Origin of the sequence: Rhizobium sp. RU35A (assembly GCF_900156005.1) — a bacterium.
GTDB lineage: Bacteria > Pseudomonadota > Alphaproteobacteria > Rhizobiales > Rhizobiaceae > Neorhizobium > Neorhizobium straminoryzae.
In genome coordinates this window covers 14,527-28,588 of the sequence record NZ_FTMR01000009.1, presented here as the reverse complement: position 1 = coordinate 28,588, position 14,062 = coordinate 14,527, and the positions used below count along the sequence as shown (strand labels likewise).

Sequence of the window (14,062 nt, the reverse complement as noted above, 5' to 3'; positions counted from 1 at the left end):
CTGTCGAGGGCCGCCGCAGGTCATCGACGCATGCCGGAAAAAGCCTCCGGAAAAATGCAGAAAGGCCGCAAACCCCGGAGGATTTGCGGCCTTCCGCTCAGGTCGGAACGCTTGGGAGGATGCTCAACGACGCTGGTTGTAGACGTCCACGCAGACGGCGCCGAGCAGCACCAGGCCCTTGATGACCTGCTGGTAGTCGATGCCGATGCCGAGAATGGACATGCCGTTGTTCATGACGCCCATCAGGAAGGCGCCGATGACGGCGCCCGTCACCTTGCCGACGCCGCCATAGGCGGAGGCGCCGCCGATGAAGCAGGCCGCGATGACATCAAGCTCGAAGCCGGCGCCGGCCTTCGGGGTGGCGCTGTTGAGGCGGGCCGCGACGACGAGGCCGCCGAGCGCTGCCAGAACGCCCATGTTGACGAAGGTCCAGAACACCAAGCGCGCGGTCTTGATGCCGGACAGTTCGGCGGCGCGGGCATTGCCGCCGACCGCATAGATCTGGCGGCCGATGATCGTGCGGTTGGTGAAGAAGCCGTAGGCCGCCACCAGGATCGCCATGATGATCAGGACGTTCGGCATGCCGCGATGCGAGGCAATCAGATAGGCGATGTAGCCGACGGCGGCGAGCACCACGATATTCTTGCCGACGAAGAAGCCGAAGGGCTCGGTCTCGACGCCATGCGAGAGATGACGCGCGCGGCTGCGGATGTTCTGCCATACGAGCAGCAGGGCAAGGGCCACGCCCAGGATCAGCGAGGTGACGTAGAGCCCGCCTTCCGACGAGAAGAATTCCGGAATGAAACCGGACGAGAGCTTCTGGAAGGTCACGTCGAACGGGCCGATGGAGCGGCCGCTCAGCACCGCGATCATGAAGCCGCGGAAGACCAGCATGCCGGCCAGCGTGACGATGAAGGACGGAATCTTGAAATAGGCGACGAAATAGCCCTGCACCGCGCCGATCACGCCGCCGAGGATGAGGCAGATGATGCTCGCCGTGACGAAGTCGAAATTATACTGCACCATCATCATCGCCGCGACGGCGCCGATGAAGCCGGCCACCGAGCCGACCGACAGATCGATATGGCCGGTGACGATGATCATCAGCATGCCGAGTGCCATGATGACGATGTAGCTGTTCTGCAGGATGATGTTCGTCAGGTTCAGCGGCTTCAGCAGGATGCCGCCGGTGGCAACCTGGAAGAAGATGACGATGACGACGAGCGACATCAGCATCCCGTATTCGCGCAGATTGTCCTTCAGGAACGCGGCCGCCGAGGGACGCGCGGGCGCGGAGGTTTCAGTCGTGGTCATTCTTCTCTCCCCTTGCGGCGCATGATGGCGCGCATGATGTTCTCCTGCGTGGCGTCCGCGCCGGCCACTTCGCCGACGAATTCGCCCTCATGCATGACCAGGATGCGATCGCAGATCCCGATCAGCTCCGGCATTTCCGAGGAGATCACCACGACTGCCTTTCCGGCATCCGCGAGTTCGTTGATGATGGAATAGATTTCGTATTTCGCACCGACGTCGATGCCGCGGGTCGGCTCGTCGAGGATCAGCAGGTCCGGATTGGTGAACAGCCATTTCGACAGCACCACCTTCTGCTGGTTGCCGCCGGAGAGCTTGCCGGTTTCCTGATAGACGTTGTGGCTGCGGATGCGCATGCGCCCGCGGAATTCCTGGGCGACCTTCATCTCGGAAATGTCGTCGATGACGGCGCGGCGCGCCACACCCGGCAGATTGGCGAGCGAGATGTTCTTGCGGATGTCTTCCGACAGGATGAGGCCGAGCTGCTTGCGGTCTTCCGTCACATAGGCCAGGCCCGCATCGATCGCCTTGGTGACGGTGGAGACATCCACGGGCTTGCCGTGCATCTTCACCGTGCCGGTGATATTGCGGCCCCAGGAGCGGCCGAAGATGCTCATGGCGAATTCGGTGCGACCGGCGCCCATCAGGCCGGAAATGCCGACAACCTCGCCGGCGCGAACCTGCATGCCAAGGTTCTTCACAACCTGGCGCTGGGTGTGCTGCGGGTGGTAGACGGACCAGTTTTCCACCTCGAAAATCACCTTGCCGATGTTCGGCGTGCGCTTCGGGTAGCGGCTTTCCATGTCACGGTCGACCATGCGGCGGATGATTTCGTCTTCCGAAATCACGTCGGCATGGCAGTCCATCGTGCCGACGGAGCGGCCGTCACGCAATACGGTGATCTGGTCGGCCACCTCGGAAATCTCGTTCAGCTTGTGGCTGATCAGGATCGATGTGATCCCCTGCTTGCGGAATTCCTTGAGCAGTTCGAGCAGTGCCGCGCTGTCCTTCTCGTTCAGCGATGCGGTCGGCTCGTCGAGGATCAGCAGGCGCACGTCCTTCGACAGTGCCTTGGCGATTTCCACCAGCTGCTGCTTGCCGACGCCGAGATTGGTGATCAGCGTATCCGGCTGTTCGCCAAGACCCACCTTGGCCAGCAGCGCCTTGGTGCGCTCGTGTACGGCCGAACGGTCAATCACGCCGAAACGCGACGGCGCATTGGCGAGAAAGATGTTCTCGGCAATCGACATCAGCGGGATCAGCGCCAGTTCCTGGTGGATGATGATGATGCCGAGGGCTTCGGTATCGTTGATATTGCGGAAGTGCCGCTCCTCGCCCGCAAACAGGATGGAGCCTTCATAGGAGCCGTGCGGATAGACGCCGGAGAGCACTTTCATGAGGGTCGATTTACCGGCGCCGTTTTCGCCGACCAGCGCGTGGATTTCCCCTTCGCGCACGGTGAAACTGACCTCGGACAGTGCCTTGACCGCGCCGAAGGACTTCGAAATGCCGCGCATTTCAAGAATCGGCGGGCGTTCGGCCGCAGTGACGGGTGCGAGCATGCCATCTTCTCCGATGGGGAGTTGGAAATGGGCGGCGGCGTTTCCGCCGCCGCCCCGATTGATCTTACTTCAGCTTGTCTTCGGTGTAGTAACCGGAACCGACCAGAACTTCCTTCCAGTTGGTCTTGTCGACGGCAACCGGCTTCAGCAGGTAGGACGGAACGACCTTCTTGCCGTTGTCGTAGGTCTTGGTGTCGTTGACGGTCGGCTGCTTGCCGCTCATGACGGCGTCAACCATGTCGACGGTGACCTTGGCGAGTTCGCGGGTGTCCTTGAAGATCGTGGAGTACTGTTCGCCAGCGATGATCGACTTGACGGACGGAACTTCAGCGTCCTGACCGGATACGAACGGCATCGGCATGTTGCCGGAACCGTAGCCCACGCCCTTCAGCGAGGACAGGATACCGATGGAGATGCCGTCATAGGGCGACAGAACAGCGTTCAGCTTCTTGTCGGCGTAGAAGGCGGAGAGGATGGCGTCCATGCGGGCCTGGGCGGTTGCACCGTCCCAACGCAGCGTGGAAACCTTGTCCATGCCAACCTGGCCCGAACCGACCTTCAGCACGCCCTTGTCGATCAGCGGCTGGAGAACGCTCATGGCGCCGTTGTAGAAGAAGAAGGCGTTGTTGTCGTCCGGCGAACCGCCGAACAGTTCGATGTAGAACGGACCCTTTTCGGTGTCGGCCTTGAGAGCCTTGACCAGCGTGGTGGCCTGCAGAACGCCGACCTGGAAGTTGTCGAACGTGGCGTAGTAGTCAACGTTCGGCGTGTCGCGGATCAGGCGGTCATAGGCGATGACCTTGATGCCCTGGGTTGCAGCCTGCTGCAGAACGTCCGACAGCGTGGTGCCGTCGATGGAGGCGATCACGAGAACCTTGGCACCCTTGGTGACCATGTTCTCGATCTGCGACAGCTGGTTCGGAATGTCGTCTTCCGCGTACTGCAGGTCGACGCTGTAGCCGCGTTCCTTCAGCACCTTCACCATGTTGTCGCCGTCGGCGATCCAGCGGGCGGACGACTTGGTCGGCATGGCCACGCCGACGAGGCCCTTGTCAGCGGCGCCGGCCGGCGCGGCGAAGGCCATGGCTGCAAAAACGGCAGCCGTGGTGAGAGACTTCAGAAATTTCATGTTTACTCCTCCTGAGTGGCGAGGCTCCCTTCGAACCCGCCCGTAAAATCCCCCGTGGGCGGCGTAGCCGTCGCCCACATGTTCTCTTGAGCCTTGAAGCACCCCCGGCTCCGGGTCCTTGGACCCTGCACCGGATCGGGCGCCCCCTCTCAGTGGTTGTCGCGCGGAATACCTTCCGTCTGCGCGATCCGCTGATACTTCACGGCCGGTTCCAGAACCGCGCCGGTTTCCATCTGCCCCACGATGCCGCGCTGGATTTCCTGCCACGGCGTCTGGTGCTTCGGATACTGGTAACCACCCTTCGCCTCAAGCTCGGCGTAACGGGCGGCGATCTCCTCCCCGGAGATCAGGATGTCGGCCTTGCCGCGGCCCACGTCGATGCGCACGCGGTCCCCGGTCTTGAGGATCGCCAGACCGCCGCCGGCGGCGGCTTCCGGCGAGGCATTCAGGATCGACGGGCTGCCGGACGTGCCGGACTGGCGGCCGTCACCGATGCAGGGCAGCGAGGTGACGCCCTGCTTCAGCAGGTAATCCGGCGCGCGCATGTTGACGACTTCGGCAGCGCCCGGATAGCCGATCGGGCCAGCGCCGCGCATGAACAGCACGGTGTTGGCGTCGATGCCGAGCGAGGGGTCGTCGATGCGGTGATGGTAGTCCTCCGGACCGTCGAACACCACGGCGCGGCCTTCGAAGGCATCGGGATCGTTCGGGTTCGACAGATAACGGTCGCGGAACTCCTTGGAGATCACGCTCGTCTTCATGATGGCCGACGAGAACAGGTTGCCGCGCAGCACGCGGAAGCCGGCGCGCTCCTTGAGCGGCTGGTCGTAGGGGCGGATGACCTTCTCGTCCTCGATCACGGCGCCACGGCAGTTTTCGCCGATGGTCTTGCCGTTGACGGTCAGCGCGTCCTCGTTGATGAGGCCCTTCTGCATCAACTGGTTGACGACCGCCGGCACGCCGCCCGCATGGTAATAGTCTTCACCCAGATATTCGCCGGCCGGCTGCAGGTTGACGAGCAGCGGGATCTCCTCGCCATAGGTCTGCCAGTCGTCGACCGTCAGTTCGACGCCGAGATGGCGGGCAAGGCCGTTCAGATGGATCGGCGCATTGGTGGAGCCGCCGATCGCCGAATTGACGCGGATCGCGTTGATGAAGGCATCCTTCGTCATGATGTCGGACGGCTTCAGGTCTTCCTTGACCATTTCGACGATGCGAAGGCCGGTCAGGTAGGAGATTTCCTGGCGGTCGCGGTAGGGCGCCGGGATCGCGGCCGAACCCGGCAGCTGCATGCCGAGCGCTTCGGCAAGCGAGTTCATCGTGGTGGCCGTGCCCATGGTGTTGCAGTAACCGGTGGACGGGGCCGAGGAGGCAACCAGCTTGACGAAGCCGGCATAGTCGATCTCGCCCTTTGCCAGCAGTTCGCGGGCCTTCCAGACGATGGTGCCGGAACCGGTGCGTTCGCCGCGGAACCAGCCGTTCAGCATCGGGCCGACCGACAGCGCGATCGCCGGGATGTTGACGGTGGCAGCGGCCATCAGACAGGCCGGCGTCGTCTTGTCACAGCCGATGGTGAGCACCACGCCGTCGAGCGGATAGCCGTACAGCACTTCCACGAGGCCGAGATAGGCGAGGTTGCGGTCGAGGCCCGCCGTCGGGCGCTTGCCGGTTTCCTGGATCGGATGCACCGGGAATTCGATGGCGATGCCGCCGGCTTCGCGAATGCCCTCGCGCAGACGGTTGGCCAGTTCCAGATGGTGGCGGTTGCACGGCGACAGGTCCGAGCCGGTCTGGGCAATGCCGATGATCGGGCGGTCGGACTGCAGTTCGGCCTGGCTCAGGCCGAAGTTCATGTAGCGCTCCAGGTAGAGCGCCGTCATGTCGGCATTGGCCGGATTGTCGAACCAGGCGCGCGAGCGCAGCTTGCCATTCGGGCCGGTCGCGGTGGGAAGGGTATTGTTGCTCATGGGCTTGTCTTCTTCTGCAAAAGCGTGAACGGGAAGGCCGGCTCCGGCTCAGTCCTCGAAGGTTTCGACCACGTGCCGACGGCCCAGCATGAAGGCATCGGCCACATGCACCAGCGGCGAGAAATCCGTGTCCGACTGACCGCCATTCACCAGAGACACGAAATGCTTGTAGAGATTGCGGTATTCGCGATCTTCCTCGACGATCTGGGCCTCTCCGTCAACGAAGAGGCGGCTGCCGCCATGGGTCAGCACGACCGGGCCTTCTTCCGTCTCGACGCGGATGTCCCAGGTCTGCGGGCCGGTCTGGCGCCAGTCGAAGGCCGCCGTCAGGGCGATGCCGCTCGCACTGCGGAATTCGAGATCGGCCGCAATCGGTGCTGCCCGGTTGGCCGGGAAGGACAGATCGGACGCGGTGAGGTGGAAGCTCTCCGGCATGATGCGCGTGACGATCGACAGCGCATTGATGCCCGGATCGAACACGCCGAGACCGCCCGGCTCCCAGATCCAGTCCTGGCCGGGATGCCAGTGGCGCACGTCTTCCTTCCACTCGACATGGACGGACTTGACCGTGCGTTCGGCAAGAAGCTTGCGGGCCGGCTCGACGGCGGCCGCCTCGCGCGAGTGCCAGGTGGCGAACAGGGAAACGCCCTGCTGGCTGGCCAGACGGTCCAGCGCGAAGACTTCCGCAATGGTAGCGCCCGGCGGCTTTTCCAGCATCACATGCTTGCCGGCGAGAAGGGCTGCGCGCGCCTGCTCGAACCGGCCCTGCGGCGGGGTGCAGAGCGACACCGCATCAATCTCCACGCCGGAGGCGAGCAGCGCATCGATGTCAGTGAAACAGTGGACGCCATCAAGCCTGGCATTGCGGCTGGCGACCGCAACCAGCTCGATACCGTCATTGGCGGCGATCGCCTGGAGATGCTGGTCGCGGGCGATCTTGCCGAGACCGACGATGGCGAGACGAATGGAGGACATGAGAAACGCGAGACCTCTTAGAGCGGACGGATGGCGACCGGCGCGTCCTCGGCGACGGCCAGGCGGTTGACAAGCGTCAACTTGAACGGGGCAGCGGAAATCTCGAACTGGTCGCCCGGCTCGGTCTTCACGCCCGCCGTGAACGACAGCGTCGCCGTACCGAAGAAGTGCACATGCAGGTCGCCCGGACGGCGGAACAGATCATACTTGAAGTTATGGTGCTCGAGATTGGCGATGGTGTGCGACATGTTCGCTTCGCCCGACAGGAAGGGCTTTTCGAAGATCACCGCGTCGCCACGACGGATCAGCGAGGTGCCTTCCACATGCTGAGGCAGTTCGCCGACCAGAAGTTCCGGGCCGAGCGCGGCCTGGCGCAGCTTGGAATGGGCGAGCCACAGATAGTTGCCCTTTTCCGTAACGTGGTCGGAGAATTCGTTGGCAAGGCAGAAACCGAGGCGATAGGGCGTGCCGTCCTCGCCGATCAGATAGATCGCCGCAAGTTCCGGCTCCTCGCCGCCATCGAGCGCGAAGGCGGGGGAGACGAGGTCCTCGCCGGTCGCTTTCAGCTGCGAGCCGTCGCCCTTGTAGAACCATTCCGGCTGCACGCCGGTTTCGCCGGCCTTCGGCTTGCCGCCCTCGACGCCCATCAGGAACATGCGCATCGAATCGGTCGGCTTTTCTTCCGACTGCGCCGCCTTGTGCATCTTGTCACGGCCATCGGCGGAGCCGAGATGGGTCAGCCCCGTGCCGGCGACGATGAAATGGGCCGGGTCGGCATGGGTGACCGGCAGCTGCAGGCGGCCTTCGGCCTGCGCCACGGAAAGGTCCACAACGGGGCCGGCCGGCAGGGTTGCGATGTAGTCGGCAAAGCCCTGGCCCGCGGCGATCGCCTTGCTTGCCAGCTCGTAGGTGGAGGAAACGCCCTCGACAACCCGTGCCTCGCCCTCGCCATCCCAGGCAACAACACGCACCCGGCCATCGACCGCAACCTGCAGAAGTCTCAACATGATTTTAATGCACCCGTCTCACGATTCGGCATGGCGCCCGTATCCGGCCATGCCCTCCTCCCCGCGCCGTGGGACGCGGTCTTGTCAATAATATGACTATTTGCCCGAAAGCCCTGTTGTCAAGCAACCTAGCACCCTTTCTTCTGCATGCACAACAGGCAGGCACTGGGCAAAATGCCATCAATCACATCAAATTATAACGATTTAATCCGAAAGGGCGCTGTTTTCTTCGCAAAGCCGACAAAAAGTCCGTTTGCAAAAGTCATATTATATGATCCTTATGCCCTCCAATCTGTCATCATCCGGGGGAGGACTTGATGAAACGGATGCACCTCAGGCTGGCGTGCGCGGGAATTCGCGCCCTTTTCGGCTCTGAAAATGCATGGGTTTTTCAGCTCCGGGAGGACGGAATCGGGCCGAAACCGGCCTTGTCAGTACGCGCCCTCGGGACCTACACGAGACGCGGTGCTGAGATGGAACCGGAGACGGCGAAGCGATTGCGGGCAGCGATATTCGCACCGCCGGGGAGAAAGCCCGGGCGGCTGTGGATAACGGGCCGATCTGAAGGAGAGTTTCGTGGGTCTGCTTGAAACGACCATCGCCGGCAGGAAGCGGGGCAGCAGCCACGCGCATGTGGTGGCAGAGCTTGGCAGTGCGATCGTATCGGGTGCCATTGCCGAAGGGGCGATCCTGCCCGGCGATGCGGACCTGTCGCTGCGATTCGGTGTCTCCCGCACCGTGCTGCGCGAGGCCATGAAGACGCTCGCCGCCAAGCGGCTGATCGAGCCGAAGGCTAAGGTGGGCACCCGCGTGCTGCCCCGCTCGAACTGGAATTTTTTCGATCCCGACGTGCTCGGCTGGCGCTGCGATGCGGGCGTCGATCTCGATTTCATCGAATATCTGGCCGAAATGCGCATGGCGCTGGAACCGGCGGCGGCCGCCGCCGCCGCAGAGCGCGCCACCAGCGACGATATCGTCGCGCTCTATGCCATCGCTGCGAAGTTCGACGATCTCACGCACACGCCGGAAAGCATTGCCAAGGTGGATCTCGAATTCCATCTGGCGATTGCCCGCATGTCCGGCAATCCGTTCATGCGCTCGGCAAGCGCGCTGATCGAGGCGGCGCTCGCCATCGCGTTTCGCCTCTCCTCGCCTGCCGCCTCGCCGGACATGCTGGACGAAGTGGCGGCGAATCACCTGCGCATCGCCCATGCGATTGCCTCGCGCGATCCGGAAAAGGCCGTGGCCGCCATGCGCCACGTCATCGAGATCGGCCGCGGCCGCATCGAGAAATCCCTGGAAACGGCGGGCTGACACCCGCCGCCTGCCCTGCTGCATCCGGATTGAACCAATCGGCTTCTGTCGCGTTGCTGCGGCTCAGACCGATATCCGGCGACAAGCCCGGATGCCGGTGAACCGCAATCCGTTTGCCAAAGGGGCACTCCGTGGACCTGATTCGCCTTCTCTTCGCCATCCTGCTGCCGCCGCTCGGCGTCTTCCTTCAGGTTGGGCTTGGCCTGCAGTTCTGGCTGAACATTCTTCTCACCCTCTGCGGCTACCTGCCCGGCATCATCCATGCCGTCTGGGTGATCGCCCGCCGGTAAACAGAGATCAGAGGGGGCATCAGCGGATGCCCCCTCCCCTCTTCGCCCTCTGTTTCAGGCGCGCGCCCGGCGCGGCCTCGAAAGCTTCAGATAGGCCATGTCGAGGATCAGCAGCACGATCAGCGAGGCACCGACCAGCGGGAAGATCAGGCCGCCCACGACGAGGATGGCGATCAGGCCGCGAAACACGCGCGGGTCTGATGGCATCGGCGGCACGCCGAGCGCGCCTTGCGGGCGCCGCTTCCACCACATGACGCCGGCCGAGACGGCCAGCAGGATAATGGCCATGCAGGCCATCGTCAGCACGATCTGGTTCGCCAGCCCGAACTGCTGGCCGAGATGCACGTTGATGCCCCATTCCAGCGCGCGGCCGAGCGGGCCGTAATCGGCATAGCTCATGTCGAGGAGCGGCGTGCCGCTATACTGGTCGAGATGCACGACGCGCTGCTTTGCGAGATCATCCGGATAGACCGAGCCACTGTAGACGCCGCTTGCCTTCTGCGGCAGCGCCACGGAATAGCCGCGCGTCAGCCCCAGCCCGTCGAAGGTGGCGATGGCGCGGTCGAGGCCGATCGGCTGCATCCCCTGCCCGGCCCCCGGTGCAGCTTGTGGTGACAGCGGCACCTTCGCCTGCTCCAGCGACCAGGTGGTTTTCGCCACGTGATCCAGATGCTCGCCGGACATCGGCACATCCACGCGCACGCCCGCCGGATAGCCGAAATTGTTGCCGTTCGCCCATTCGTTGACCTTGGCGCCCCAGACGCCCGACCAGGGCATGCCGGTGACGGCGAGGAAGACGATGACGACGCCGACGAAAAGCCCGGTGACCGCATGCAGGTCGCGCCAGAAGACACGCCGCGCCGGCGTGCCGCGCACGGTGATGACACCGCCCGTCTGCTGGCGCGGCCACCACAGATAGAGGCCAGTGCCGACCAGCAGGATCGACCAGCCGCCGGCGATCTCGATCAGATAGCGGGCATAGGTGCCGAAATATTTGAGGCTGTGCAGCGTGCGGATCGTCCACATCACTGTGCCGCGATCCGGCAGACTGCCCAGAACATCGGCCGTATAGGGATTGACGTAGACGGCAAGGCGGGCGGTTTCGGTTACCACCGTCACCTCCGTGGAGGCGGTCGGCGTGGCGGGTGTGGTGAATTTCACCGCCTTGCCCGGAAAGGCGGCGAGTGCGGCCGTGACCTGCGCCGAGGGTGTCGCGCGCGTCTCCTCCACCGCCACCTGCTTCAGATCGCGGTGGATGAGGTTGTCGAGTTCGTCGCGGAACAGATAGAGCGCGCCGGTCAGCGCCAGCGTGATCATGAAGGGCAGGACCAGCAGCCCCGCATAGAAATGCCAGCGCCAGACGGCGCGGTAGAGATCGGCGGCGCGCGTCGGGCTCGACGCGGCGCTGCGCCCGAAGGTGATGTCGGACATGGTGTTTTCCTGAAATGAAGACAGAGCAGGCCGGCGCAATCCCTGCTGCCGGCGGTGCGAAAACTTGGCTCAGATCAGGATAGGCGGAGCGCGGGCTGCCCCGCTCAGGCCGCGCAGCAGGGGCTGCGGGCGGGCATCTGCGGCTCTTGCAAAGACCGGTTCGTCCGGTGGCGCGACAAGCGTTGGCGAGCCGGCTGCAGGGGGCGCGAGCAGCGCGACAGACAGGTTGGCCGCCAGCCGGCAGAGCGTACCGCAGCAATCCGGCAGGAGCCTGCCGTGATCGGTCTCGTGATCGCTCTGGCCGGCACCGGTGGCGGCCGCCTGATCTTCATGGGCGGCGGGTCCCTGCGGACCATGCGCGGTGCAGAGCGTGCCCTGATCGGTCAGCAGGGCGGCTGCCATCATGCTGCGGCTGTAATCGCCGACGGCGGCCTGCAGCAGCAACAGGTAGCCGAACACCAGCGCAAGCGCGCCGGCGAGCATCCTGTCCCGCATGATCTGCCGCATCACCTGCATAAGTGTGGCGTTGCCCCTTGACCCTTGTCCCTTGGTCAGGTGACCAGAAAACCGGCCACCTTCCAGCGTCCGCCCCCGCGAACGCATCCCCTCGCCGCTCCCGTCACATCTGCATCCGGCATGGGCTGACCTCTTCTTTACCGGCTTGTGGCGGCCGTTCAAGCCAAGTTGAGTTTCCCTATTGTCGCACCGCCCTACATTGAGGGCGTCTTGCGGCGGCACGGACTGTTTTGAAGGCGGACATCGCAACGGTGTCTTCGAAGCCAGCCCCTCGCCCGGACCAGATACAGCGGCCTCTGCCGCAGCAGGAGATAACGACATGCGCCTTGCCACATGCTTTGCCCTTCTTGGCGCCTGCCTGCTTTCGGTAGCCGTGGCGGCTCCCGACCTCGTCGCCCCACCCGCCTTTGCCCAGCAGGCCGGCGGCGGGGATACAGGTGGGGAGGAGCACCCGCCGCGCACTGCGGGGGCGGAGCGCAGCGGCGGGCTACTCGATCTGCTGCCGGCCGATGCGGTGAGCGAGCATGTGCTGCAGACCGCCGCCGGCCCCCTCCCCTATTCGGCCACCGCCGGTACGCTTGCGCTGCGCGGCCAGGATGGCAAGGTGACGGCGAAGATCTTTTACACCGCCTATCGCGCCAGGGATCGCGCGCCGGGGCGCCCCGTGACCTTCGCCTTCAATGGGGGGCCGGGGGCATCCTCCGCCTATCTGCATCTCGGGCTGGTCGGCCCGAAAATTCTTCCGTTTTCCGGTGACAATGCCGATGGCAGCCGGCCGGCGCTTGCCGACAATCCGGAAAGCTGGCTGACCTTTTCCGATCTCGTGCTGATCGATCCGGTTGGCACGGGCTGGAGCCGCGCCGTCAGCGACGAGGCGGCCGGGCGCTTCTATTCCGTGCGGCAGGATGCCGAGAGCCTTGCCAAGGCGATTTCCCTCTATCTGCGCGACAATGCCGATCTCTTGCCGGCACCCAAATATCTGCTCGGCGAAAGCTATGGCGGTTTCCGCGCCGCCAAGGTGGCGCTGGCGATGAAGAACAGCCAGGGCCTGATCCCTTCCGGCATCGTGATGATCTCGCCGCTGATGGAAGGCCGCTTCGTGTTCGGCAATGACGGCGATCCGCTGGCGGCGGCGCTGCAGTTTCCCGCCTTGGCCGCTGCCGAACTGGAACGGCAGGGCCGTTTCGACCCTGAAAAGGTCAGCGAAGCCGAACGTTTTGCGATGACCGACTATCTCGCCACCCTTGCCGGCCCCTGGCCGCAGGGCGAGGCGGCGGAAGCCTTCTATCGCAGGATTGCCGGCTGGACCGGGCTTTCGGAACAGGCCATTGCGCCGACCCGCGGCTTTGTCGGCGATCTCTACGCCAAGCAGGCCGGCGGCCCCGGCCGCATTCTGAGCCCCTACGATGCGGGCGAAACCCATGCCGATGCCTATCCGGAATCGGTCTTCGTGCGCAATGACGACCCGGTGCTGGAAGGCTATACCCGCGCCTATGCGGCCGCCTTTGCGGCTTACGCCCGCGACAGCCTCGGCTTCCGCACCGAGATGACCTACACCCTGCTGAACGAGGAGGTGAACCGGCGCTGGGAATGGAACGGCGGGCGCGGCGGCGACAGCCGGGTGACATCAAGCATCGCCAGTGACCTGCGCGACCTTCTCTCCACCATCCCCTCCTTCCGGCTGATGGTGGCGCATGGCTATTCCGACATCCTCACCCCGTTCGGCGCCAGCCGCTACGTGCTGAACCACCTGCCGCCGACGCTTGCCGAGGGCCGCACGCAGCTTACCCTCTATCGCGGCGGCCACATGTTCTACACCCGCGACGACGACCGCCGGCAGATGTTTCAGGATGCGCGGGCGTTTTACGGCGGTGGCATGTGACGGCACCTACCCATTCTTCCTGTACCACATGAGTGGCAAGGTTCGAACGGATCGCGTCCGCTATTCGCGATGCGGCGCACGAGGCATGATGAGGTCAAAGGCGCCCAGCAGCTTCGTCCCGCCACTGAGGGCTTCTGCCAGAGCCTTTTGCAGTTCCATGATGGTGGCTTCCCGCGCCCTCTGGGATACCACCTGGAACGACGGCTTTGTAAGGCTGGCCGCCAGAAGGCCGATGTACTCAAGCTCGCCATAGAATTGTACGATGTTCTTGATCAGAACATCAGGCAGATCAGATAGCGTGTTGAACTTCGATTTGTAGATGTCACTGTAATAGAACACCACGATATGCGGCGCATTCTGCGGAGACGCGGCGAGAAAGCCCGCAATATCATGAAAATCAATCTGCCCCCCGTCCTCTCGCAGATTATCGACGTTCAGCTTCACCTCGGTATACAAGGCGAGGATCATCTTCCGTCTCTCACGGATGTTTCGCCGCCTGCCGATGTATCCGTCGATGACGTATTTCAGAAAAAACGTAACAAGCGCGATGATCGCAGCAATATTCACGACATTATCGAAATGAAACGTATCAGCAACGGGCATTTTTGCTCTCCGTATCTGACAATGTTTTCAATAGTACAGAAAAAATGGATTATGTAAAAGGAATATTAATTATTC

Annotated in this window: 12 protein-coding genes; 3 read left to right on the top strand and 9 right to left on the bottom strand. The window is 63.5% G+C overall.

The window, feature by feature from the left end; all coding sequences use genetic code 11:
* Positions 1-123: 123 nt before the first annotated feature.
* The 6 genes from mmsB to araD1 all read right to left on the bottom strand — a co-directional run bounded on the left by mmsB (position 124) and on the right by araD1 (position 7,951).
* Positions 124-1,314 (bottom strand): multiple monosaccharide ABC transporter permease, encoded by a 1,191-nt coding sequence (gene mmsB / locus F3H95_RS19035; protein WP_142880384.1) that lies wholly within the window; start codon positions 1,312-1,314, stop codon positions 124-126.
* Positions 1,311-2,873, bottom strand: coding sequence for a multiple monosaccharide ABC transporter ATP-binding protein (mmsA, locus tag F3H95_RS19030; protein WP_142880383.1), 1,563 nt, complete (start codon positions 2,871-2,873; stop codon positions 1,311-1,313). The genes mmsB and mmsA overlap by 4 nt, the downstream gene beginning before the upstream one ends.
* Positions 2,874-2,937: 64 nt before the next feature.
* On the bottom strand, positions 2,938-4,002 hold the full coding sequence (gene chvE, locus F3H95_RS19025) for a multiple monosaccharide ABC transporter substrate-binding protein (protein ID WP_142880382.1): 1,065 nt from the start codon (positions 4,000-4,002) through the stop codon (positions 2,938-2,940).
* Between the two features lie 149 nt (positions 4,003-4,151).
* Positions 4,152-5,969 (bottom strand): IlvD/Edd family dehydratase, encoded by a 1,818-nt coding sequence (locus F3H95_RS19020; RefSeq protein ID WP_149747152.1) that lies wholly within the window; start codon positions 5,967-5,969, stop codon positions 4,152-4,154.
* 48 nt (positions 5,970-6,017) lie between these two features.
* Complete coding sequence (locus F3H95_RS19015; RefSeq protein WP_149747151.1) at positions 6,018-6,944, bottom strand: Gfo/Idh/MocA family oxidoreductase; 927 nt, start codon at positions 6,942-6,944, stop codon at positions 6,018-6,020.
* Between the two features lie 17 nt (positions 6,945-6,961).
* On the bottom strand, positions 6,962-7,951 hold the full coding sequence (gene araD1 / locus F3H95_RS19010; RefSeq protein WP_149747150.1) for an AraD1 family protein: 990 nt from the start codon (positions 7,949-7,951) through the stop codon (positions 6,962-6,964).
* A 576-nt stretch (positions 7,952-8,527) separates the two neighbouring features.
* Here araD1 and F3H95_RS19005 point away from each other — a divergent pair.
* Positions 8,528-9,265 (top strand): FadR/GntR family transcriptional regulator, encoded by a 738-nt coding sequence (locus F3H95_RS19005; RefSeq protein WP_142880378.1) that lies wholly within the window; start codon positions 8,528-8,530, stop codon positions 9,263-9,265.
* A gap of 131 nt (positions 9,266-9,396) precedes the next feature.
* Entirely contained in the window at positions 9,397-9,555 is a 159-nt protein-coding gene (locus tag F3H95_RS19000) for a YqaE/Pmp3 family membrane protein (protein WP_142880377.1), read from the top strand.
* 54 nt (positions 9,556-9,609) lie between these two features.
* On the opposite strand, the gene F3H95_RS18995 is transcribed toward F3H95_RS19000, so the two are convergent.
* Positions 9,610-10,986 (bottom strand): PepSY domain-containing protein, encoded by a 1,377-nt coding sequence (locus F3H95_RS18995; protein WP_149747149.1) that lies wholly within the window; start codon positions 10,984-10,986, stop codon positions 9,610-9,612.
* A gap of 69 nt (positions 10,987-11,055) precedes the next feature.
* Positions 11,056-11,481: a DUF2946 family protein gene (locus F3H95_RS18990; RefSeq protein WP_149747148.1), complete on the bottom strand. Its 426-nt coding sequence runs from the start codon at positions 11,479-11,481 to the stop codon at positions 11,056-11,058.
* Between the two features lie 340 nt (positions 11,482-11,821).
* On the opposite strand from F3H95_RS18990, the gene F3H95_RS18985 reads away from it, so the two are divergent.
* Positions 11,822-13,384 carry a carboxypeptidase gene (locus F3H95_RS18985; protein ID WP_149747147.1) on the top strand — a complete coding sequence of 521 codons (1,563 nt, stop codon included), beginning with the start codon at positions 11,822-11,824 and terminating at the stop codon, positions 13,382-13,384.
* Between the two features lie 60 nt (positions 13,385-13,444).
* Here F3H95_RS18985 and F3H95_RS18980 read toward each other — a convergent pair whose 3' ends face one another.
* On the bottom strand, positions 13,445-13,987 hold the full coding sequence (locus F3H95_RS18980) for a hypothetical protein (protein ID WP_149747146.1): 543 nt from the start codon (positions 13,985-13,987) through the stop codon (positions 13,445-13,447).
* Positions 13,988-14,062 lie beyond the last annotated feature (75 nt).